The organism is Coriobacteriaceae bacterium, from assembly GCA_025992705.1.
In the GTDB taxonomy this organism is placed as follows: domain Bacteria; phylum Actinomycetota; class Coriobacteriia; order Coriobacteriales; family QAMH01; genus QAMH01.
On record DAJPGJ010000001.1, the window covers coordinates 616,591 to 638,370 of the forward strand.

The 21,780-nt window shown below is 51.6% G+C and carries 20 protein-coding genes, 1 tRNA gene and 1 pseudogene; 12 read left to right on the plus strand and 10 right to left on the minus strand.

Annotated elements, in window-relative coordinates; all coding sequences use genetic code 11:
- Positions 1–22: 22 nt before the first annotated feature.
- Positions 23–631: a zeta toxin family protein gene (locus tag OIM11_02785; protein HJJ00060.1), complete on the minus strand. Its 609-nt coding sequence runs from the start codon at positions 629–631 to the stop codon at positions 23–25.
- On the minus strand, positions 631–1,023 hold the full coding sequence (locus OIM11_02790) for a helix-turn-helix domain-containing protein (GenBank protein HJJ00061.1): 393 nt from the start codon (positions 1,021–1,023) through the stop codon (positions 631–633). Before OIM11_02790 ends, OIM11_02785 begins: the two co-directional genes overlap by 1 nt.
- Before the next feature lie 142 nt (positions 1,024–1,165).
- Here OIM11_02790 and OIM11_02795 point away from each other — a divergent pair.
- The 9 genes from OIM11_02795 to OIM11_02835 all read left to right on the plus strand — a co-directional run bounded on the left by OIM11_02795 (position 1,166) and on the right by OIM11_02835 (position 11,555).
- Positions 1,166–1,242 (plus strand) — tRNA-Met (locus OIM11_02795).
- 289 nt (positions 1,243–1,531) lie between these two features.
- Positions 1,532–2,656, plus strand: coding sequence for an IS1249 family transposase (locus tag OIM11_02800; protein ID HJJ00062.1), 1,125 nt, complete (start codon positions 1,532–1,534; stop codon positions 2,654–2,656).
- Positions 2,657–2,845: 189 nt separating this feature from the next.
- Positions 2,846–3,049 carry a hypothetical protein gene (locus OIM11_02805; GenBank protein HJJ00063.1) on the plus strand — a complete coding sequence of 68 codons (204 nt, stop codon included), beginning with the start codon at positions 2,846–2,848 and terminating at the stop codon, positions 3,047–3,049.
- A 2-nt stretch (positions 3,050–3,051) separates the two neighbouring features.
- Positions 3,052–4,647 carry a type I restriction-modification system subunit M gene (locus OIM11_02810; protein ID HJJ00064.1) on the plus strand — a complete coding sequence of 532 codons (1,596 nt, stop codon included), beginning with the start codon at positions 3,052–3,054 and terminating at the stop codon, positions 4,645–4,647.
- Complete coding sequence (locus OIM11_02815; protein HJJ00065.1) at positions 4,634–5,758, plus strand: restriction endonuclease subunit S; 1,125 nt, start codon at positions 4,634–4,636, stop codon at positions 5,756–5,758. The genes OIM11_02810 and OIM11_02815 overlap by 14 nt, the downstream gene beginning before the upstream one ends.
- Before the next feature lie 16 nt (positions 5,759–5,774).
- The gene (locus OIM11_02820; protein HJJ00066.1) at positions 5,775–8,963 is read left to right on the plus strand and encodes an HsdR family type I site-specific deoxyribonuclease; all 3,189 of its coding nucleotides are present in this window, start codon (positions 5,775–5,777) and stop codon (positions 8,961–8,963) included.
- Between the two features lie 15 nt (positions 8,964–8,978).
- Positions 8,979–9,620, plus strand: coding sequence for a hypothetical protein (locus OIM11_02825; protein HJJ00067.1), 642 nt, complete (start codon positions 8,979–8,981; stop codon positions 9,618–9,620).
- Positions 9,621–9,677: 57 nt separating this feature from the next.
- Positions 9,678–10,226, plus strand: a complete 549-nt coding sequence (locus tag OIM11_02830; protein ID HJJ00068.1) for an SLATT domain-containing protein — start codon at positions 9,678–9,680, stop codon at positions 10,224–10,226.
- A 9-nt stretch (positions 10,227–10,235) separates the two neighbouring features.
- Entirely contained in the window at positions 10,236–11,555 is a 1,320-nt protein-coding gene (locus OIM11_02835; protein ID HJJ00069.1) for a hypothetical protein, read from the plus strand.
- A 550-nt stretch (positions 11,556–12,105) separates the two neighbouring features.
- Here OIM11_02835 and OIM11_02840 read toward each other — a convergent pair.
- The gene (locus OIM11_02840; protein HJJ00070.1) at positions 12,106–13,293 is read right to left on the minus strand and encodes an IS1249 family transposase; all 1,188 of its coding nucleotides are present in this window, start codon (positions 13,291–13,293) and stop codon (positions 12,106–12,108) included.
- Between the two features lie 136 nt (positions 13,294–13,429).
- Here OIM11_02840 and OIM11_02845 point away from each other — a divergent pair.
- Positions 13,430–14,038, plus strand: a pseudogene (locus OIM11_02845) (Abi family protein).
- A 109-nt stretch (positions 14,039–14,147) separates the two neighbouring features.
- Complete coding sequence (locus tag OIM11_02850; GenBank protein HJJ00071.1) at positions 14,148–14,939, plus strand: hypothetical protein; 792 nt, start codon at positions 14,148–14,150, stop codon at positions 14,937–14,939.
- Positions 14,940–15,207: 268 nt separating this feature from the next.
- Here OIM11_02850 and OIM11_02855 read toward each other — a convergent pair whose 3' ends face one another.
- Both OIM11_02855 and OIM11_02860 read right to left on the minus strand, forming a co-directional pair.
- Positions 15,208–15,552 (minus strand): DUF86 domain-containing protein, encoded by a 345-nt coding sequence (locus OIM11_02855; GenBank protein HJJ00072.1) that lies wholly within the window; start codon positions 15,550–15,552, stop codon positions 15,208–15,210.
- Positions 15,549–15,845 carry a nucleotidyltransferase domain-containing protein gene (locus tag OIM11_02860; protein ID HJJ00073.1) on the minus strand — a complete coding sequence of 99 codons (297 nt, stop codon included), beginning with the start codon at positions 15,843–15,845 and terminating at the stop codon, positions 15,549–15,551. The genes OIM11_02855 and OIM11_02860 overlap by 4 nt, the downstream gene beginning before the upstream one ends.
- A gap of 119 nt (positions 15,846–15,964) precedes the next feature.
- On the opposite strand from OIM11_02860, the gene OIM11_02865 reads away from it, so the two are divergent.
- A complete protein-coding gene (locus OIM11_02865; GenBank protein ID HJJ00074.1) occupies positions 15,965–16,399 on the plus strand; it encodes a TIGR04076 family protein in 435 nt (144 codons plus the stop codon).
- A 464-nt stretch (positions 16,400–16,863) separates the two neighbouring features.
- Here the strand turns inward: OIM11_02865 and OIM11_02870 are convergent, their stop codons facing one another.
- The 5 genes from OIM11_02870 to OIM11_02890 all read right to left on the minus strand — a co-directional run bounded on the left by OIM11_02870 (position 16,864) and on the right by OIM11_02890 (position 21,777).
- Positions 16,864–17,493, minus strand: coding sequence for a GyrI-like domain-containing protein (locus tag OIM11_02870; protein ID HJJ00075.1), 630 nt, complete (start codon positions 17,491–17,493; stop codon positions 16,864–16,866).
- Between the two features lie 115 nt (positions 17,494–17,608).
- Positions 17,609–18,928, minus strand: coding sequence for a molybdopterin molybdotransferase MoeA (locus tag OIM11_02875; protein ID HJJ00076.1), 1,320 nt, complete (start codon positions 18,926–18,928; stop codon positions 17,609–17,611).
- A gap of 116 nt (positions 18,929–19,044) precedes the next feature.
- Positions 19,045–20,160 carry an ABC transporter substrate-binding protein gene (locus tag OIM11_02880; GenBank protein HJJ00077.1) on the minus strand — a complete coding sequence of 372 codons (1,116 nt, stop codon included), beginning with the start codon at positions 20,158–20,160 and terminating at the stop codon, positions 19,045–19,047.
- Positions 20,147–20,959, minus strand: a complete 813-nt coding sequence (locus OIM11_02885; protein HJJ00078.1) for an ABC transporter ATP-binding protein — start codon at positions 20,957–20,959, stop codon at positions 20,147–20,149. The genes OIM11_02880 and OIM11_02885 overlap by 14 nt, the downstream gene beginning before the upstream one ends.
- Entirely contained in the window at positions 20,956–21,777 is an 822-nt protein-coding gene (locus OIM11_02890) for an iron ABC transporter permease (GenBank protein HJJ00079.1), read from the minus strand. The genes OIM11_02885 and OIM11_02890 overlap by 4 nt, the downstream gene beginning before the upstream one ends.
- Between the last annotated feature and the right edge of the window lie 3 nt (positions 21,778–21,780).

The following is a 21,780-nucleotide window of genomic DNA, read 5'->3' on the forward strand; positions in this document are numbered from 1 at the left end:
CGGCCGGAACCGCCTTTACCCCCTAAGCGCGCCAGATATCGTCATCGCAGATAGCCTCCATGAGCCATGACCCGCGCATGGCGATGTTGCCAACCCACGAGAGCGCCCCGCGCGTCCAACGCGCCAGTGCGACAAACTCAACGGAATTATCGAAGACGGTCACTTCATCACATAGCCTGATAACGCTGGACAGGTTTCGCATCGAGGCGATGTAACGACGACGTACCGCCTCCTCTTCGACCGGATGACCTCCTACAGACACGCGATGCGCAATGCGATCGAGTGCCAATTGGGATGAAGCGACTCCGATGTAGTACAGCACGATGCGATAGCCCTCGTCTTGGGCCCTACGGATGGTTTTCAAACAGGTGCGGCCCGTAAGCGTGGTCTCCTGATTGAAGCTCACATGATGCGAGAGGCAATCGTCAATGCGACGAAGCGCTTCGCGCCCAGCGCGAATTTGGTCGGCGCTTGATTGGGGATTTCCGCCAGATTCGATTACGATTTCATCGGAGTTTATGCGCACGAGGGAACGCGGTGTCGAGGGCCCTTTCCAAAAGTCCGTATGATAGAACGTCGATTTGCCCGCTCCATTTACACCGGCAAAGACCACGTACGTAGGGGCTCTCATCAATACACCCCAGATTTGATCAATTGGGCTTGCTTGCGCTGAAGAAAGAAATCGGCCACCGCCATGTAAAAGTCTGCTTCCTCGCTGCTTTTTGCTTGCGACATCATTTCCTCGGTAGGAATGTGCTGGAAGAGGGCGCGGCAACGGTCATACAGCTCATGGAGCGTATTGTCTGTTTTTGCCGGGGACATTCCTTCGTTCTGGAGGTCTTTGACCTGGTTTTTAGGACGTCCTGCCCTGGGCTTTTCCATAAGGCGCTGCAGGACATCTTCTTCGCGAAGCACCCATCCGCGACCACATTTCGTTGCGGGCAATTGACCCGATTTGATAAGTGCTCGGACACGTGCATCACTAATGTTCAGTTGCTTTGCGCTTTCGGAAACGGATAACATAGCGTTCTCCTAAATTATTGCGTTATCGCAATAATAACATGAAGAGCGATATGCGTGCACAATGATCTGAAAAAGTTCTTGCATTTAGCGGGATTCGCGCGTAGTATAGTCAAACGCGCTTGAAGCGCACTGCTCGACATATTGCGGGGTGGAGCAGTCTGGTAGCTCGCCGGGCTCATAACCCGGAGGTCGTTGGTTCAAATCCAGCCCCCGCGACCAAGAAATCGCAGGTCAGATGGTTAATCCGTCTGGCCTGCTTGCTTTGTAACGGGCGGGTTTTGAGGGGTCGGTGCAGATGGGCGCATCTGCTTGTGGCGAATTGCGGGTTATAGGACAAAACGTGTTGATGATTTCATCTGTTTCTCCAGGTGAGAGTGCGTAAAAGTGCCTTCAAAGTTGTCTGCGTCCAATTATGAGGGTGGACAAAACGTGTTGATAGATTCAAGCATATCCCCAGATCAGGTGCCATAAAATCCCTCTGAAAGTTGCCCGTGTTTGAATTACGGGCATGAACAACATCAAATGCCCTGTGTGCGGGGGCAAGATGGTACGGAACGGCAAGACTGCTGCAGGATCGCAGCGTTGGCTTTGCAAGTCTTGCAGGGCGACCACCACGCACAAACTAGATAACACCGCAAAGCAGCTAAAGACCTTCCTCAAATGGCTTCTCTCGAACGAGCGCCAGGCAGACATGGCCGGTGGCGGCCGTACGTTCAGACGCAAGTGTTCAAAGTTCTGGAGCATCTGGCCGCTGGCTCCGATCACAGGGGAGGTCCACCATGTCGTCTTCGCAGATGGCATCTATCTGGCCCGCAACGTCGTCGTCTTGATCGCCTGCACCCAAGAGCATGTGATCGGCTGGTATCTCGCGCGTTCGGAGAACTCGAGGTCATGGGCTGCCCTCATGGGCAAGATACCCCCGCCGGATGTCGTGGTCTGCGATGGCGGCACGGGATTCGAGAAAGCGCGCAAGAGGGTATGGCCGACAACCCGCGTCCAACGCTGCACCTTCCATGCTTTTTGCCAAGTCAGGGCGCAGACGACGTCACGTCCCAAGCTGCAAGCCGGAGTCGAACTCTACGGATTGGCCAAGGAGCTGCTCGCGATCAAGGAGGTGGCTTCAGCATTGGCCTGGCTTGAAGCCTATAGCGCATGGTGTTCCAGGTGGGAGGGTTTCCTCGCCGAAAGGACCCTCGATGAGGAAAGCGGACGGATGCGCTGGACGCATGAGAGGCTGGTAACGGCGAGGAACGGCTTGAACAGGCTCGTGAGCAAGAACCTGCTGTTCACCTTCCTGGATCCAGAGCTTACCTGCGACGGGCCAATCCCGAGCATGAACAACAAGATCGAGGGAGGAATCAACGCACAGCTCAGACGCATGCTGAGAGACCATCGAGGGCTGAGTTTGATGAGAAGGGCGAAGGCTATCTTTTGGTGGTGCTATGTTCATACGGAAGTCCCGCTTCCGGCAGCTGAGATTCTGAAAACCATGCCTACGGATGACGATATAGAGGAACTGTGCAGGCAAGTATCGACAGAATCTCAGAGAACCGATGGTCCTGAAGAGTGGGGCGATGGGCTAGTCTGGGCAGAACTCAGGCATGCTCTCCCATGGCGCGCCGAATGGGATTAGCCATCAACACGTTTTGTCCTATAACCCCAAAAATGAGAGTCCTGTGTTTGCGGGACTCTTTTTTGCGCGAAAGCCAAATAACGTTGCAACGCGTTGCAAGTAAGTTGACATCCATTTTCCGAAGTGGGTTAGGAGGTTATAATAATTGCATATGTATTGCAAAACGGTTTATCAGCCGAAAGGGTCAACATGGATTATGCGGAGCTAGTCAAATCTGAGGCATGCCAAGCAGATATTCAGCAGTATCTAGCTGATGGCGAGACAACAGCAATCACAATACGTTTGCCCAAAAACCTGCGTGACGCCTCAAAAGAAGCGGCTGCAATGCGAGGTATGGGATTCAGTACGTTCGTAAGAATGTGCCTAATCGAAGAACTCAAGAAGGGACTGTAGACGTGGCGAAAGCAACAAAGAAAAAGGAACTAACTCTTGAGGATGCGCTTTGGAAGTGCCGTGTTGCCCTGCGTGGCGTCGGAAGCATGGAGAAGACCCGCGATGCCGTTATCAGCCTCGTTTTCCTGAAGTTTGCTGGCGACAAGTTCGAGAAGAGACGCGAGCAGATAAAACAGGAGTATGGCGACATTGAAGCATTTATTGAGAAGCCTTCTTTCTACAATGCTGAAAATGTCTTCTATCTCGATGAAGAGTCCCGTTGGTCTTATTTGGTCAAAAATGCCAGCGCGAATGACATAGCAGTCAAGATCGATAACGCCATGGCAAAAGCCGAAGAACGGAACCCAACGCTTAAAGGCGCTTTGCCGCTCAATCATTTCTCAACGCTCGGTGCCGAGCTAAGATCTGTAAAGGACCTCATCGATTCCATCAATCTGATTAGCGAAGAGCGCTTTCACGAAGAAGACCTAATCGGCCGCGTATACGAGTACTTCTTGCAGGCATTTGCTGTCTCTGCCTCCAAGGAAGACGGAGAGTTCTATACGCCAGCCAATGTCGTTCAGCTCATCGCTGAACTTATTGAGCCCTATGAGGGTGTGGTTTACGACCCTTGTTGCGGTTCAGGCGGCATGTTCGTGCAGTCCCATAAGTTCGTGGAGAAGCATCAGGGCAATACGACTGCTATTTCCGTGGTAGGGCAAGAGAGCAACCCTGACACGTGGCGGCTTTGCAAGATGAACCTTGCGATTCGTGGTATCTCAAATAACCTTGGCGAAAAGGCAGCATCCTCGTTCACGGAAGATCAGCATAAAGACAAGAAGGTCGATTTCATCATGGCTAATCCACCCTTCAATTTGAAGGGCTGGCGTGATGACAATGAGCTGCTGCAAGATCCGAGATGGCGCGGGTACGATGTTCCGCCTGTAGCAAATGCCAACTACGCTTGGATTTTGCATATGCTCTCGAAGCTAGATGTCAATCACGGCGTTGCCGGGTTTCTCTTGGCAAACGGCGCATTGAATGCCGACGGCATTGAGGGAAATATCCGCCAGAAGCTATTGGAAAATGATAAGGTCGAAGCAATTATCGTGCTTCCTCGCGACATGTTCTATACGACGGATATTTCGGTCACGCTTTGGATTATCAATATGAACAAAGGCGAGCAAACCCTCCGAGGCCGAAAGCTTCGTGATAGGCGCGGCGAAGTTCTCTTCGTTGACCTTCGCACCTGGGACAAGAATATTGAAGAGTACAAGATTGACAAGAACAAGAAGAAAAAGAAAGTCGTGCTGACACCCGAGCAGATTCAAGAGGTTCAGGCTTTGTATCACTCCTGGCAAGAAGAGAATTCTGGCTATGAAGATGTGCCTGAGCTGTGCGCATCGGTTCGAATCGATGATACCGATGGTCTTATTGATAACAGCTATTCGCTGGCTCCCAGCAAGTATATTGAATTCGTAGATCGAGACCTTGGCATTGACTACGAGAAAGAAATGCTTCGCATTCAAAACGAGATGCGAGATCTTGTGAAGATGGAGAAGGAATCCCAAGCGATGCTTGAAGCCGCGTTCGAAGGAATCGGGCATGGGATTAACTAGATACAGACTTGGGGATTTGATCGAGCATTCGACTTTAAATAATCGTGATGAGCGATATGGATCCGATCTGATTAGAGGCGTTAATAATAAAATGGGGCTTACTGCACCGAAGGGTGATATTGATAACGTTAACTTGAAGCCATATAAGATTGTTAGAGAGGGCGCGTTTGTCTATAACCCTTCTAGGTTGAATTTGGGTTCTTTGGCTTATTGTCAGGAGAAACTATGCATCGTATCGCACTTGTATACCGTTTTTTATCTAAGTGACAAAGGTAAGTCTGTACTTAATCCGATTTATCTATATCTGTACTTTATGAGGGATGAGTTCTTCCGCGAAGTTACATTCCGAAATTTTGGAAGCCAACGCCCAGAGTTTAACTTCAAAAAAATGAGCGATTTGGAAATTAATCTCCCTCCCCTTAAGATTCAGCAGAAATATGTAGATATCTACAACGCCATGGTTGCAAATCAGAAGTGCTATGAAGAAAGCCTCGAAGATCTAAAGCTGGCATGTGATGCGGGGCTTGAAGCGCTAATGAGTGAAATGGAGATGGACTCCATAGGCGGTTATATTCAATTAACCGACGAAAGGAATAATGGGGTTTACTCATCGGACAACGTTCGCGGCATTTCAATAGAAAAAGTCTTCATTCCAACAAAGGCAAAAATGGATGGCGTCAGTGTCAAGAACTATAAGATCGTTGAACCACGCGATATCGCTTACGTTCCTGTTACATCAAGGAATGGTGGAAAGATAACAATTGCCCAAAATGTTGAGGGTGCGGCATACCTTATTTCTTCTGCATACACCTCATTTCGGTGCAATGAAACAAAACTTCTTCCTGAATACCTTATGCTCTTTTTCACGCGACCAGAGTTTGATAGATATGCAAGATTCCACTCTTGGGGAAGCGCCCGAGAAGTTTTTTCCTGGGATGACATGCGAGACGTAAGGATCCCCATTCCAGACATCAAAACTCAACAATCATTGGCAAATCTATTTACGGCATACAACCAGCGAAAAGAGATTAACGAACGCATGAAGACGCAAATTAAGGATATCTGCCCAATCCTGATAAAAGGGACTTTGGAAGAAGCGAGCAAAGCATAAGCGAGAGCGATAGCGCATGGAAACAGAGTTCATAAGAGGAAAATTTACAGAAGAACAACTTGAACTGGCGATTATCCAGCTGTTCAAGGATCAAGATTATGACTACGTCAACGGCGAAACGATGCATCGTCGATTTGAGGACGTTCTCATTGAAGGAGACATTCGCAACTATTTAAGCGAGCACTACCGCGATGCTGCTCTTACGGAAACCGAAATCCAAACCATAATCAACAAGCTCAAACATATCAGCGACTATCCTCTGTACGAGGGAAACCGCGAGACGTTTTGGCTTATTAATGAAGGCTTTGATCTTGTTCGCGAAGATCCCGCAAAATCTGCTTTGCATATCGAGTACGTCAATTTCGAAGACCCAGATAAGAACATCTTCAAGGTAGTAAACCAATACAGCGTCCAAGATCGTGCGCTGAGACGACCCGACGTGCTGGTCTTCGTAAATGGTATCCCTGTTGCCATCTTTGAGTTCAAAACTGCTATCGAAGAGGGCAAGACCATACATGATGCCTGGAAGCAGATTACCGTTCGATATGCAAGAGATATACCGAAACTTTTGAAGTATTGCTGTCTGGCGGTTGTCAGCGACGGTGCCAATACCAAGATGGGCACTATCTTCACGCCGTACGAGTATTTCTATGCATGGAATAAGGCGAATGACGGAGACAGGGTTTCCAATGGAATAAGCTCCCTGTTCACGATGGTGGAAGGTGCTTTTTCCAAGGCGAGGCTGGTGGAAATCATCCGTGACTTCGTCTTCTATCCAGACGACAGTAAGCATTGCGAAGCAATTGTCTGCCGATATCCTCAATACTTTGCCGCGATGAAAATGCTCGATAACATCTGCGCGCATATGCTGCCTGACGGCGATGGCAAAGGCGGCACGTACTTTGGTGCTACGGGATGCGGCAAGACTTATGCCATGATGTTCCTGTCACGCTTACTAAATATGCGCCGAAGGGACGAACTCAACAATCCGACGATTATCATCATCGTAGATCGCGAGGATTTGGATGATCAGTCCTCGGAGCTTTTCGTAACCGCAAAGCGCTTTCTGCATGATGACGATGTGAGAAGCATAGAGACAAGGGCTGACCTTAAGAGCACCCTTAAGGATAAACCGAGTGGTGGCGTCTATATCACCACCATTCAGAAATTCACGGAGAGCCTTGGTCTGCTTTCTGATCGAAGCAACATCATCTGCATATCAGATGAGGCTCACAGAACACAAACAGGAATCGGGTCGAAGCTCAAGAAGACGGATAAGGGTGTCTTCACCACCTATGGCTTCGCGAAGTATCTGCGTGACAGCTTCCCTAACGCGACCTACTGCGGATTCACTGGCACTCCTGTTGATGAAACGCTAGCTGTTTTCGGCCCTGTTGTGGATAGCTACACCATGAAGGAATCCACCGATGACGGAATCACCGTGCGCATCGCCTATGAGCCAAGGTTGGCAAGAATACAACTCTCCGAGACCGAGACAAGGAAGATTCAAGAGTATTACAACAAGTGCGCCGAAGAAGGCTCAGCTCCCGAGCAGATTGAGGAGAGCCAGAAGGCTATGAGTTCGATGTCGATACTTCTGCGTAACCCTGACAGACTCAAGAAGTTAGCAGCGGACTTAGTGGATCATTACGAGACTATGCAGGCGGAAAAGCCGGAAGTGGTTCAAAAAGCCATGATTGTGTGCTCGGAAAGGAAACATGCTTACGAACTGTTTCAAGAGATTCTTAAGCTTCGTCCAGAATGGGGCATTCCCAAGCGAGCTGATGACGAAAGCAAACTTACGAAGGATGAACTGGAGGCATTAGAAGAGCTGCCAAAGATTAACTTGGTGGCAACTCGTGGCGTTGATGATGAAGAAGAGTTGCGCGAGGCCTGCGGCACCAAAGAGTATCGGAAGATGCTCGACAAGCAGTTCAAGAACAACGATTCTAACTTCCAGATTGCCGTGGTCGTTGACATGTGGATCACCGGCTTCGATGTGCCGTCCTTGGCAGTTATGTATATAGATAAACCGCTGCAGAAGCATACGTTGGTTCAGACAATTTCCCGCGTTAATCGTGTGTTCGAGGGCAAGGATCGCGGCCTTGTGGTCGACTATATTGGCATCCAAGAAAACATGATGCAGGCAATGAAGCGTTACGGCGGCAAGCAGGAAAGCCCAATCGATGAGATCAATGTGACGCTTGGAATCTTTCGAAACAACCTTGCTTTGATCGATGACTTGATGGAGAGATTTGATCCCAGAAGATTCATCATCGGGGAGCCGCTTGAGAGGCTTAAGTGCTTGAACGATGCGGCGGAGTATGTGCAGGAGTCCAAGGAGCGACAGACGCGCTTCATGGGGTTGTCGAAGATTCTGAAGAAAGCATACCAGATCTGCATGCCCTCAGGTGAGCTGACTGATATCGAGACTGCTAAAGCACAGTTCTACATGGCCATACGCTCCATAATCTACAAACAGACCATAGGAGACGCGCCCGATGCTGAGATTATGAACGCCCATGTGGAGGAGATGGTTGCGCGAGCGATCTCTTGTTCCGGCTTTGAGAGCGTTGTGGAAGCGCAAGAGAGTGAGGATCTGTTCAGCGATGAGTTCGTTGAACGCCTGAATAACATTGAGATGCCAATCACCAAATTCAACGCTCTTTTGAAGCTGGTGAATAAAGCTATCAAGGAGTATGGGCGAATCAATAAAGTAAAGGCGGTAGAGTTCGACGAACGGCTGAGGTCGGTTGTGGAGCTTTACAACACCCGCGACAATCTCCAATTCAGAAGCGAAGAGATGGCCGAGTTTGTTGATGACCTAACCAATCAGGTGTTGGACATACTTCAAGATCTAGAAGAGGACAAGGGCTCATTCGAACAGATGGGCATAAGCTACGAGGAAAAAGCGTTCTACGACATTTTGGTCAAGGTACGCGATGAGCACGGATTCCCATACGCTGACGAGAAATGTCTTCACTTAGCCAAAGAGATTAAGAAGCTGGTCGACGACAAGTCCCAATATGCGGATTGGTCAACTCGCGACGATATCAAGAACCAGCTGAATATGGATCTAACGGTCTTGCTCTACAAGAATGGCTATCCGCCCGAGTGGGATGAAGAAGTGTTCGAGAAGGTCATGGAGCAAGCCGAGAACTTTAAGTCACAGGGCAGCTACGAATATGCGGTTATTGCGTTTTAGGACAGGGCTAACCAAATGGGCATGACCTGCTTGGACATATGGCTGATTTTTACAGGCTTCGGCTGCCTGATTGGTATATCACGGCTAGTTTATGGCTACTACACCGTACGGAAAGATCAAGCTTTTTTCGAAGAATACGCAAATCACTTTATGAAATATACCGAGGATATACGCGGTAAAGAAGTGTATGAAGATGCGATGTGGCTGATACAGCATGGCGATAAAATGGCGGAAATCATGGGAGAAGACGGCTATGTTACTTCTCCAATGGCTGGCTTAAGGTCTGTACCATTACATTTGGTCAATTATCTTTGCTCGCTCTATTTTGAATCCCTACCTTCAGATTCAATGATTGAATGGAACTTGCAGGCTGCACTTCCCTCACTCATTTCTTTTGAAGGCATATTGGGAGAAAGACGTAAAAAGGCATTTTGGCTCTTGGTAAATCCTCTAAATTGGATAATTGAAGGAGTGTGCGGAATTTTGCGTTTGCCGCTGTATATATTGCAGCGAGCTGGATTGTTCGGAGTAAACGCATATGCTAAAGCATCAAACAGTCTCTTATTCCGTCTTTTATCTGGGTTAGCAACTTTGATTACAGTGTTTTCGCCAATAGTGGGGTTTGTCGTCAATTGGCTTGAGCGGCAGACATATTAAAATGAGATATCAAGAAGAAAGAAGTTAGATTACTTGGTCATATCGTAAAACTCTTGGATGAAAGTCGAAACAATGACAATGTGTGCATCAAACGAAACCATTTGCGATTCATCAGGAATTGAAAAATTATTTGATGACATAGTTTGGACGCATAAGATTCACGAAAAGCAAGCAGATATCTATTCCATCAATGGCACGCGGCTTCAAAAAGCAAGCATTGCGTGTATTGCGATGACAGCAGTTCTCGCAGGGGTCGGCATTGGCATTCAGTGTGTCTGGCTAAATATTGCTGCAACCGTATTTGCTGTCGTTGCAACCTTTGTGTCTATATATCGAGAAGCAAAGCCTTACGATGTGCTTGTTTGTGACCATTCTTCATATGCGAAAGACTACCTTGCACTACGCGAAGAACTGACTTCGGTTTTGACTAAAACGCCTATATATAAAGAAGCCATTGATTGTGTTCGATGCAAATATGTCCAATTGTGCGATCACGCACCGCGAACTACGGACGAAGCGGAGAAAGCAGCAGAGATAGCAATTAAAAATGGTGAGGGGAAACTGTTTAGCCAGTGTTTTGGAAAGCGTGATATAGAAGGAGAATAAGAAGTTTATATGAATCACAGTGCCACGTTCAAAGCATTCTTTGATGACGTTCAAATGAAGGACATAACTGAGTATGAAGACGATCTTCGTGGTGTAATAAAAAAGCTCAATCAACACTACTATGACAGTGACGAGGAAAAATCTAATCGCCTAATAGCTGGATCCGTTGGTCGGGGCACGGCGGTCGATGGATGCAGCGATCTAGATGTCATCTTCAAGATGCCCAGCGAAGAATTCAGTCGTTATGACAATCGCGAAGGTAATGGGCAGAGTGACTTACTGCAGGATGTTAAGAAAGCTCTGAAAGAGAAATACCCCAATACAGATATAAAAGGTGACGGACAAGCGGTTGTTATTTCCTTTACCAATAAACCTTACACAATAGATTTGGTGCCCGCTTTTGAACAGGCTAACGGAAGTTTTAAGTACCCCGATACGCATGATGGCGGTTTATGGAAGATTACCAAGCCCGTTGAAGAGCAAGATGCGTGCATAAATGCGGACTCTTCCACCAATAATAATTTCACCCGAGTATGTAATGCTCTGAGAGTCTGGAAAGATAATACTGGTTTTTGTTTTGGCGGCTTGCTGATCGATACGCTTGTCGACAACTACAGAGATGAACTAGATCTGGAAAATGCCACCTTTTCAACTTACTACACCGTGCTTCAGGGCGTCTTCTCAAAACTCAAGTCAGAAGATCCAGATCGAAGCTACTGGTTGGCCCTGGGAAGCAATCAGCAGGTTGAGAATAGCGGTAATGGAGCCTTTGTTAGAAAGGCAAAGAAGGCATTTAACAAACTCAATGAAGCAGCAACGGATTTAGAAAAAGAGGAAGCTTTAATTGAGCTGTTGGGTAAGCGTTTTGAGGACTGCATCGTTGATAGCGTCAGCGAAGAACAGGAAGCGAAATGGGCCACGCTTCATGAAAGCGCTAATACCGAAGAGTTTATTGAGGATATGTATCCGGTAGAGATTCGCTATTCCATGAAGATTGATTGCACTGTTACGCAAGACGGATGGAGACCTCAAAAGCTGTTGAAGATGCTAGCAGATGGTGTTTTCTTACGAAAAGACAAGGGTCTCGATTTTGAAATAGTTGACTGTACGGTACCCAAGCCGTATGACGTGTTTTGGAAAGTGAGGAATGTTGGCGAAATTGCTCATATTGAAAACCAGATAAGAGGTCAAATTAAGAGTGATTCCAACAAGGTAAAGCATCACGAAAGCACTCGCTTTTCAGGGCCTCATTTTGTGGAATGCTATATCGTGAAAGACGGAAAATGTGTTGCCAGAGATAGAATCGATGTTCCCATCAAAATAGAGTAGACAATCATTGCGGTTCCTTCCTGGCTTAATATAATCTTGCGCACACTTTGCAAAGTATTGGAACCGTTAGGTGATTCACCAATTGGTCTCCACAATACTGTGATAAGATTTCTTTCAGTGAACCCGCCATGCCTAGCTCCCTTTTAGGGATGATGCAAACTTTGGCGGGTGTTTTTATTTTAGGAGATACATGGAGTACACAAAGCCATGGCTATCATATGAGAGCCAAGTCAATCTCCTCGAAACGAGAGGGCTTGTCTTTGACCGCACTGACCTCATAATGCGCCTCTCTGAAGTTGGTTACTACAGGCTGAGCGGCTATTGGTATATCTTCAAGCGAAACCAAAATCCAGACGATGAATCCTTTATCGAGGGTACCGATTTTTCAAAAATTTGGGATTTATATACTTTCGACCGACAGCTTAGGCTCGACATTCTTAATGCGATAGAGCGCGTCGAAATCTATATGCGTTCTCAACTTGCCTATAGGTTGGCTGAGGTATCCGGTCCTTTTGGGGGCTATGTTTCAAAAAGTGTGTCCGGCGGGACATCACTGACGGTACCTCGTCGGCATGTGAAACTCGTTCCAGTCGATGGCCTTCCCATACCTCTCCGGGCTTCCATCCGAATGCCGGCCCTCGCCCGAGACGGTTGCGAAAAGCCCGTCGACGTCTTCGTCCCTCGGCATGCGGCGCAGGATCTCCGCCGGGCTCTCGGGCTCTTCGGTGTGCATGTAGCACCACCACATGACGGCCTTCACGCGGTGCAGCAGCGGCAATCCCCGATGCAGCCTGAGCATCTCCCTCAGTTGCGCGTTCAGGCTCTCGATCGGGTTGTTGGTGGAATCCCAGCGCCCGCCGCGCTCCCTTTGCATCTCGATGAATGTGAAAAGCGTCCCTTCCTTCACCAGGCGGTTGAGGCTTCCCCTGGCCCGCCGCAGCCTCTCGTGCGTGTAGACCCTCCTGCCGTCTTTCACCGTGAACTCCTTCAGGAACTCGCTCCAATCGGAGCACCACTGCGCGTAGTCGACGAGCCACTCCCTCATCGCGTCCTCGTCTTTGGCCCTCGTCAGGCGGTTCGCGATGCCCAGGAGCTCGCGGCCGCACTCGAGCTTGGGACTCTTGGTCGTGTAGCGCTTGACCTGGCGCGCGGCATGCACGACGCAGCGCTGTATCCTGGTGCCGGGCCATACGGTGCGCGCCGCCTTCGCGAGCCCGGTGGATCCGTCCGACACCACCAGCATCGGAGCGGGTATCCTCATCATCAGCGCCGCCCAGGAGCTCGAGCACTCCCTTTGCGCCAGGTGCCATGCGATCACGTGCTCCTTGGAGCGCGCGACGAGCACGACGGCGTCGTGGGAAAACCAGATGCCGTCGAGAAAGACCGTGTCGAAGACCTCGCCGGTGAAAGGGGCGATGGGCCAAAGCTCCCAGAACCCGGCGCACTTTCGCCAGAAGGTCGACCTGCTGTATCCGAGATCGGCGATCGACCTCTTGGAGAGGATCCAGGCAAGGAAGGCCCGGAGCAGCTTGGCGGCGTTGTCAATCCTTCTCGTCTTGGAGGCACCGCACGACTTGCACCGCCAGCGCTTGGTCCCTGCCTTCGTGTATCCGTTCCCCTTCATCTCGCTTCCGCAAACGTCGCATCTCGGGCTACTCAAGGCGTCATCCTGTCCACTAGGCAACTTTTCCCTTCGGAAAGCTTGCCTGAACAGGCACGTCAAGAGGAAAGCGGACACACTTTTTGAAACACCTTCGAGTTGGGCGATTCCAACTCAAGGACCTGATTTGCTTGTGTTCAACTGGGGTAACGGGTCTTATTCGGACACACTTTTTGAAACATAGCCCCCTTTTGGATTTCTCGAGCGTTCTTCTTTACCCAATATCGATCAAAGCAAGTATGGGCATTTCTTGTCGCGCTGTTTTACCGCTTACGACAGATCTAAAGCTATGTTTGTAGAGCACTTCAAAGATGAATACGGAGATGAGCACGGTCTTCCTCCATATTGGATTCTCGTTAACATCATGGATTTTGGAATGATGCTTACCCTGTTTCGAGCAGCCCCCGAGGAAGTCAAAAAAGGGATTGCTGCGGAGCTTGGTGTTCCAGTTGAAGTCCTGGACTCGTGGCTTTTGACTCTCAACACTGCAAGAAACATTTGCGCGCATCACGATCGTTTATGGAATAGGCGTTTAGGTAACCGTGCGAAGATTCCGCGTGAGCCTCGATATCCCGAATGGCATGTGCCCTACAAAGTCAACAATAGCTCGACGTTTACCCTGTTGACCATCCTAAGCTTTTTGCTCGAATCTATTGCTCCGAGCACCTCTTGGCATAGGACTACGATTGAATTACTTAGCAAAAGAAGCGAAGACGATCTTAAGCGCATGGGATTTAGCAGTGGCTGGCAACTATGTCCTATATGGGAGAAATGGCTAATCAATCCTAATGCAACTGAGGTTGTTGTACAAAAGGGTGAATAATCTCCGCATCTGTCTTTGCTTCACAGCGCGGCGAAGCCCTAATTCGTATCCTTTATTGTTCTCTAGTTGGGCTAGATGAAGCCTAAGTACTGTTTTGGAAAGGTTTCTTATGTTTGGTGTAGATGGTCGGGCTGACATCATCCTTGATGCTTTTATTCAAGAAGAAAAGGATGGCGCCTCTCGTTTCGATATAGATCCGGAGGGTCCAGATGCTCAGTTCTATTCCCAATTAAAAGAAGCCGAGCTTATTAATGCTATAGGGGCATGGGGGTGTGGAGTAGTCGTGGTAAACGGCGTAACTCCTGCTGGAAGAGAGCATGCTCAGAAGGTTGAGCAGTCAAAGTTTGCCGCAGGCTTCCCAATGCTTACTCTTGATGAAGACGCACTGTTCAGAGAGTGCTATAAGCGCTTTGAAATAGATGGAATTGTTACCGATGGAGTAATCTGCGAAGAAAATGCTGATGCGCTTCGAAGGCTACACCAACAAGGGTTAATTGATGTCGGTTATGCAGACAATAGGCCTTATGTCCTGAAACGTATAACCAAAAAAGGCATGCAGTACGCTCAAGATTTAATACCGGAGGCAAGCAACATGAACGTAAACGTCAGCCCTATTTTCAATAATTCAGTGAATAGTGAAGCAACGGCAATGGCGTTTGTACTGAACAGCATTACAGTCTCGAGTGCTATTAAGGCAATTGAGGAAAGCAGCCTTGAAGAATCGGAAAAGAAAGAGGCCAGAGACGCATTATGCGATCTAGAAGAAGCTGCAGGATTAAAAGATGAGGGCGGATTCCTAAATGCATTGGAAAAGATTTCGAGGATTGCGAAAAATGCAGCAGATGTGGGGAACGCAGTTATCCCTCTTGTGGCAAAGCTCGCCACGCTTTTTGTCCAATGATGCGGCATTGCAATAAGAGGCTCTGTATGTTTGAAAAAGGCGGTGCAGATGCGGTGCAGATGAGCATGAAAACATGCCCAAATGCACCGAAATCTGCGTGATAGGCTTAGCGCAAAACACCAGTTCAGACATACAATTTAATTTACGTCCCTTCAAGACCGCTCATAACCCGGAGGTCGTTGGTTCAAATCCAGCCCCCGCGACCAAACTCTCGAGGCCAGCTTAGCAGCTGGCCTTTTTGTTTGGGCGGAGACATCCCAAAAAGCGACTATCCGGCGAACTCGTCGAGCTCTTCGACCTGCTTTATGAATGCCGACAGCTCATCGAATACGACCTCGGCGATCATGGTCCAGTTCGTACCTTCGTAATCGTGCGCGAGACGATGACGCAAGCCGGATATTTCTGCCCAAGGTATCTCTGGATGCTGTTCGACCAGCTGACGGGAGAGCTGATTCGTCTGCTCTCCTATGTTAAACAAGGGCGTGGTTATGAGCCACTGGGTTTCGAGATCATTGAGCAGATCTTCGCGTGTAATGTCACGCTCTGCGATGACGCGCGAGAGCTGGGCGCCAAGCTCGCTAATTCGTCGCAATCGATACTGGTCATCTCTCATAAGGCGACCGCTTCTCTGAGTACGGTATCGCGGAAGGAACCGGGGTCTAGCTCCGAAAGCTCGTATACGTCAACTTGTTTGCCAGACATGCGATGAAGCTCCTCGGCAAGGCCGAATATGCCGAGAGCCTTGAAACCGTCATTTCCGACGAGTAGCACGTCGATGTCAGATGACTCGTCAGCGTTTCCGCGAGCATAGGATCCGAACAGGCTCGCTGAGGCCATGTTGTACTTCAGCAGAAGGGGCTCGATCATGAGACGGATTTCATCAATCGAATAGACTTTTGCGGTCATGCCGGCAATCCTCCTTCGCGAAGCGCGGGTTGGTGTATGGTCATTATACAAAGTTTGCGACCTCCGGGCCCATAACCCGGAGGTCGTAGGTCCAAACCATTCACTAGAAAGGAGTCGTCATGAAGCATCGTTGCAAGGTCACCGTGTTGGAGACCAAGGTCTTCGAGGACCTTCAGGAGGAGTATCTGGCTGACCCCAAGAGCGGGAGCTGTCCGTGCTTTGCCAAGGGTGACGAGTTCGTATTCGACCGCGAGCCGGAGAAGGATGACTACTACCATCTAGGCCGGGGCACCCGCGTGAAAGACGGCGGCGACTGGCCATGTGGCGAGGCCTGGGACGCAATCAACCGCTACATCTACACCGCTTTGCAGGGCGGCTCGATCATGCACGGCTGGACCAACGACGAGCGCATGATGATAGCCTGTTGCAACGATGGCACGCGCCCCGTCATCTTCAAGATCGAGCGCATCGATGTGCCCCAGACCGCGCAGGAGGAGCGATGGCTCGAGGATCAGGACTTCTCCAATGGCAAGGACGACGCCTACACGGGTTAGCCGGCCCACTGTCTGAAACGCGAGTCATTGATGCCGCTTGAGATGTCATGGGACCAAAACGAAGGCGGGCTGTAGAGGGGATTCCTCGACAGCCCGCCTGCTTGAGTTTGGGCACCGGTGATTACCGGCTTGCGTCCTATTAGTCGCGGAGCTCCTCGGCCTTCTTCTCCTGCTCCTTGGCCTCGTCGACGGAGATGGTCTCGTCAGCGTCGCTCTCGAAGCTCTCGAACTCCACGCTCTTGCCCTTTTCTTCTGCCATGATAATCACCCTTCCAAATCATCGTGCATACATTTGATGCCAGTTGCACTGGGTGCCTTGACCGTCTGTAAGCCGGATTGTCATCCCCTCCAATGACTGCCGCGGCGCTCCTGTACTTGCACCGATAATATAATACCACTTACGGAATATTTTTGAGAAAAAGTATTGAAATTATTTAACTTTTCATATCTCAGTTTGCTTTGGTTTACGACACAGGGATGCGAATGACGGTCCTAAGCTTTTCGGGCGCGCAACGGCGGGGGTCAGAGAGGTAGATCTCGTGGTGCAGGCGCGTGTCCGTCAAATCGACGGTGTGGCCCTGTTCCTCGGCAAAGCGGTGCATGGCCTCGATGGTTGCTGGCTCGTCGTCATAGGGGCCGATGTGCATGCACTGGACGCAAAGTCCTTCGTCGATTGTCAGGAATTCGGCAGGCGAGTAGTCCTCGCCCTTCTTCTCCGTCGCGATGCTCTTGGCCTGTTCGAAGACGTCCAATGTCACGAATTCGGGAAGGCGGATGCAGCTCATCCATTCGAACTCGTCCTTGCGCGAGAGATCGAACGCTCCGTTGCTGCCGACCTGCTTCCAAAAGCCCTCGAGCGGCGGCACGACGTAGGGAAAGTAGCCAGCGATGTCCCAGCCTGATTTGGGGGACATCTTGATGGTGAAGGAAATACCGTAGAGCAGCTGCATGGCATGCTGGTATGCACCGCCCTCGACGTTGGGGTTGCCCGTGCCGCGCACGGCGACGTAGTTGGCGGGCGGCACGTCGATGAGCGAAGGCGTCTTCTTGGGTTGGTAGAGGTCCTTGCATTCCTTCTTGTAGTCGAATGCCATACGAGCCGTCCCTTCTCAGATAGTCGGGCCTAATGTGTGCCACGTCGTCATGATAACGTAAGCTCGCGTTCGGGCGTACGGCCTCTACGTGATACGAGACACTCTCGGCGGCGTGTCACACGAGCGGCTCGACCATGATGATGTCGCCGGGGGAGGGCATCGTGGCCGATACGCCAGCCGGTAGCATGTAGAGTGCGTTTGCGCCGTATGTCTGAGGCGACCCAGGGCGACCGGGTAGCGGGGTTGCCACGAGCTGCCCGCTGGAATCAACCTCCAGCCTGAGGAACTTGACCGAGAAGAACTCCTCGCCCGGCTGCGTCGCCTCGGGAGGACGCTCCTCACCTGACAGCGGACGGCCATTCTCTTCCGCCTGCTTGTGCATCTTGCCCTTGGGAAACTCGGCGCTAAGTCGTGCGGGGACGAGCGTGGGATTTGGATCTAATCCCTGGAACTTCCGCATGATCGGTAGCAAGTAGAAATTCAGGGTGAAGGACGCCCCCGCGCTCGGCCCGGAAATACCCACGATGGGCGTATCGTCCACGATGGCATACGAGCTGTGATGTCCTGGTCCGTGGTTGGTCTGATGGCAGATGATGCGCCCCATCTCTTCGAGCACCTCCACGGACCAGTCATCTGAGCCTTTCGATGAGCCGGCGTTGAGCACGACGATGTCGGCAACGGCACACGCCCGCTCGACGGCGGTCTGGATTGCATCCCGGTCATCGGGAACGATATCAAAGGGCACGTAGACGCCGCCCCATTGCTCGACTTTACCCTTTACGACGATGCTGTTCGATTCGTAGACCCGTCCCGCGCCCGCGAATCTGTCCGGCGCGCGCTTCGAGAACGGGACGTTCGGAGAGACGAGCTCGTTGCCCGTCGGGATGAAGGCAACGCGCGGCCTTGCCATCACCTCGACCGAGGAATGTCCGGCGCTGGCGATGCGCGCGGCCACATCTGGGGTAATGATGCAAGGGGCGGCAACGGCGATATCGCTCGCCTTCATCTTCGACCCCGCTGCTCGCGTACCCGCGAACCTTTCGGAGGGCGCCGCGAGTATAGTGACGCGCTCCTCGTCGTCGGATACCTCGACGTGCTCGATCACGATTGCCGTGTCAAATCCCTCTGGCATGGCGACGCCTGTGTTCGCGAACTCCCAGTCGACGCCTCGAACCCACGAGCTGGTATCGGGAACGGCACCCGGCTCGAGGTCGGCAAAGTCGTCCCATTTGACGGCTATCGAGTCGAGCGCGCACGTGAGTGCCGAGGGAACGTCGCTCTTGCAGGTGATGTCTCGTGACAGGACGCGGCCATATGCGTCCTCGAGGGCGACTCGTTCGGGCCGGATTTTGCCAAATGACGCGGAGAGCGCATCGGTCATTTCCGCAACCGCTTCCTGGCGGGATAGTTCGACATGCAGCGAGTGGTCTCTCATCATCTTCTCCAAAATCGACGTCATGTTCGCGGTGCAATCATGTTCCGCGGCTTGGCCCATGCCCCCGGCACCCATTGTATTGCGCCGGGGGCAGCATCGTAAATCGCGGTTGCGCCCTATTTGGGAAGCGCGCCCGTGAGCAACTCGCTCATCTCGGCATCCGAGAGGTCGTAGTTGTACATCGTCTTGTAGTAGTCCCTCGTGACGTCCTCGATGCTGTCATCGAAGGCATTGGGATAGAGCAGCCTGGGAAGCCATTGCATGCCCATGAGCTGATTTACGGTCGGGGGATTGTTCATCCAGCACCAGGGATTGTTCGGCACTTCGTAATAGTTGTCGTTCGCGATGGCGGAGATGCCCTGCCATGCCGGGTCATCACCCACGGTGTTGTAGATGCTTCCCTTCTGGAAGATGATCAGGTCGGGATTCCAGAGGGCAATTTGCTCGAGGCTGATCTCGTTTCCGTTGCCCTTGCCGGACACGTCGTTCACGACCACGACGTTGTTGGCGACCATGTCGATGACCTGCGCTTGGACGGATGTCTTCGCAATGGCGTTCAGTCCGTTTTCGCCAAGCAGGTAGGCCATGTTGACGCGCTGGGATTCGGGAATCGTCTTCATCGTGTCCTCGACCTTGGAGTACACGCGATTGCAATACTCGGAGAGCTGATTGCCACGCTCCTCCATGCCGAGTAACTCGCCGAGGGTCTTGTACGCCGAGCCATAGTCCTCCAGATAGGCTTCGACGAACACGACCGGTATGCCGAGCTGCTCCTGCAGGGCATCGAGGCTCTCCTTCGTGTCCTTCTTCACCTCGCCTGTATCGATGATGACCTGCGGTTTGGCTGCAGCAACTGCCTCGCGGTTGAAGTCGTCCTTGGCTCCCAGAACCGCGCCGAAGACAGGATAGTCCTTGAACTTGTCGCCGAAGATCTTGAGCTGATCATCGTTGAGCGGCTGGGAGAGGCCGACCATCTTGTCCGGTGCCATCGTGAGCAATACCTGCTGGGCCGTATGCCCCGACGGACAGATTCTCTCCAGGTTCTTTGGCAGCTCGACTTGACGGCCAAGCGAGTCGGTGAATGTCCACGTTTCCTCAGACGAACCGCCCGAGCCTCCGCTGCCCGAGCAGCCGACGAGGCCGATGGCCCCCAGGCTCAATGCGACGGTGCATGCGAGGGCGAGTATCACGCCTCCGATTCTTTTCAGCGCCTTTCCCTTACCGTGTCTCATGGTTCATCCTTTCCTGTTGTGTCTCCACTTCGCTTCGAGGCACGCAGACGCGCACCCTATCGCCATAGAGAGAGTTGACCTCGACATCGACGCTGTAGAGGCCGCTAATGAGCTCGGAGGTAATCACGTCGTGGGGAGGGCCGTACGCATCGATGCGGCCGTCCTTCAAGACGAGCGTCCTGTCGGAATATAGAAACGCGTGGTCGGGGTTATGCGTGGACTGTATGATGGAGAGCCCTTCTTGGGCGAGCTGGCGTACGCAGGAGAGCACGCGCACGGTGTTGCCGTAGTCTAGGGCACTCGTGGGTTCGTCCATGACGATCGTACGGGCGTTTTGGGCAAGCGCTCTCGCTATGAGAACGAGTTGTTGCTCTCCGCCCGATATCTGCGTGTACATACGGTGGGCGAAATCGGCGATTCCTATGCGGTCGAGCGCGTCGTAGGCCCGTTTCTGCTGCTCGGGGCCAGGATTGCTGAGCATCTTCAGGTCGCTACCCGTGGCCATGAGCACGGCGTCGACCACCTCATAGTCGTAGACAGGCGCGTGCGTTTGCGGAATGTAGGATATTTCACGCGCTCGCTCCCGTATCGAGAGTGACTTGATGTCCTTGCCGTTGACCATGACGGTGCCGGAATAGTTCTGGTTGAGGCCCAGGATGCATCGAAAGAGCGTGGACTTTCCCACGCCGTTGGGTCCCAGCACGTTTACGAGCATGCCATCGGGAATCTCGAAGGAAAGACCGTGGAGAATCTGGTGGTTGCCGTAGGAGAAATCCAGGTTTTCGACCAAGATGCTCATAGCTTCTTCTTTCTCGTGATGAGATAGAGGAAGAAGGGGGCGCCGACGAAAGCCGTGAGGATTCCTATGGGGATTTCCGCCGTCGTGGCAAGTCGGGCGATGTCGTCTACGACGAGGAGGAATCCGGCACCCATGAGCATCGAGGCGGGGATGAGCTTGCGGTAATCCGCACCTATCAGCATGCGACACAAGTGCGGAATGACAAGACCGATCCAGCCGATCATGCCCGTCACGCACACGCAGGCGGCAGTGACGAACGTCGCCGCGATGATGACGATTATGCGGATGAGCCGGGCGTTGACTCCCATGGTAGACGCCTCGTCGTCACCCATGGTGAGGATGTTTATGCGCCAGCGCAGGGCAAAGAGCACGATACAACCCACGAGGAGTATGGGAAATATCATCGTGACCTGCGTCATCTTCGCACCAGTCAAGCTGCCCATGAGCCAGTACGTGATGTCAGCCAGCTCGTCGGTCGGGTCCGCGATGAGCTTCGCGTATGATACGCCCGCCTGGAACAGGGAACTCACCATCACGCCAGCGAGTACGACCACCATCATGTGGTTTCCCTTTGCCCGCGCGCTTATGAGAAGCACTAGGAGAACCGTGAGCAAGGCGAAGGCGAAGGCTGATACCGAAACCATGCCCGCGGTGAAGCCAGCGAGGATGGCGACGGCTGCGCCGAACGCGGCTCCCTGGCTCGCGCCCAGGATGTCGGGGGAGACGAGCGGGTTCTGGAACGTCCCCTGGTATGCCGCACCTGCCACGGATAGGCAGCATCCCACCATGAGGGCGAGAAGGATGCGGGGAAGGCGCACGTT

What these genes read in the sequence shown, in the direction of transcription:
- OIM11_02790 (HJJ00061.1), bottom strand. Translation starts at nt 1,023, where the DNA reads ATGTTATCCGTTTCCGAAAGCGCAAAGCAACTGAACATTAGTGATGCA.
- OIM11_02815 (HJJ00065.1), top strand. Translation starts at nt 4,634, where the DNA reads ATGGGATTAACTAGATACAGACTTGGGGATTTGATCGAGCATTCGACT.
- OIM11_02820 (HJJ00066.1), top strand. Translation starts at nt 5,775, where the DNA reads ATGGAAACAGAGTTCATAAGAGGAAAATTTACAGAAGAACAACTTGAA.
- OIM11_02875 (HJJ00076.1), bottom strand. Translation starts at nt 18,928, where the DNA reads ATGAGAGACCACTCGCTGCATGTCGAACTATCCCGCCAGGAAGCGGTT.
- OIM11_02850 (HJJ00071.1), top strand. Translation starts at nt 14,148, where the DNA reads ATGTTTGGTGTAGATGGTCGGGCTGACATCATCCTTGATGCTTTTATT.
- OIM11_02785 (HJJ00060.1), bottom strand. Translation starts at nt 631, where the DNA reads ATGAGAGCCCCTACGTACGTGGTCTTTGCCGGTGTAAATGGAGCGGGC.
- OIM11_02830 (HJJ00068.1), top strand. Translation starts at nt 9,678, where the DNA reads ATGAAAGTCGAAACAATGACAATGTGTGCATCAAACGAAACCATTTGC.
- OIM11_02800 (HJJ00062.1), top strand. Translation starts at nt 1,532, where the DNA reads ATGAACAACATCAAATGCCCTGTGTGCGGGGGCAAGATGGTACGGAAC.
- OIM11_02825 (HJJ00067.1), top strand. Translation starts at nt 8,979, where the DNA reads ATGGGCATGACCTGCTTGGACATATGGCTGATTTTTACAGGCTTCGGC.
- OIM11_02870 (HJJ00075.1), bottom strand. Translation starts at nt 17,493, where the DNA reads ATGGCATTCGACTACAAGAAGGAATGCAAGGACCTCTACCAACCCAAG.
- OIM11_02865 (HJJ00074.1), top strand. Translation starts at nt 15,965, where the DNA reads ATGAAGCATCGTTGCAAGGTCACCGTGTTGGAGACCAAGGTCTTCGAG.
- OIM11_02885 (HJJ00078.1), bottom strand. Translation starts at nt 20,959, where the DNA reads ATGAGCATCTTGGTCGAAAACCTGGATTTCTCCTACGGCAACCACCAG.
- OIM11_02880 (HJJ00077.1), bottom strand. Translation starts at nt 20,160, where the DNA reads ATGAGACACGGTAAGGGAAAGGCGCTGAAAAGAATCGGAGGCGTGATA.
- OIM11_02855 (HJJ00072.1), bottom strand. Translation starts at nt 15,552, where the DNA reads ATGAGAGATGACCAGTATCGATTGCGACGAATTAGCGAGCTTGGCGCC.
- OIM11_02860 (HJJ00073.1), bottom strand. Translation starts at nt 15,845, where the DNA reads ATGACCGCAAAAGTCTATTCGATTGATGAAATCCGTCTCATGATCGAG.
- OIM11_02805 (HJJ00063.1), top strand. Translation starts at nt 2,846, where the DNA reads ATGGATTATGCGGAGCTAGTCAAATCTGAGGCATGCCAAGCAGATATT.
- OIM11_02835 (HJJ00069.1), top strand. Translation starts at nt 10,236, where the DNA reads ATGAATCACAGTGCCACGTTCAAAGCATTCTTTGATGACGTTCAAATG.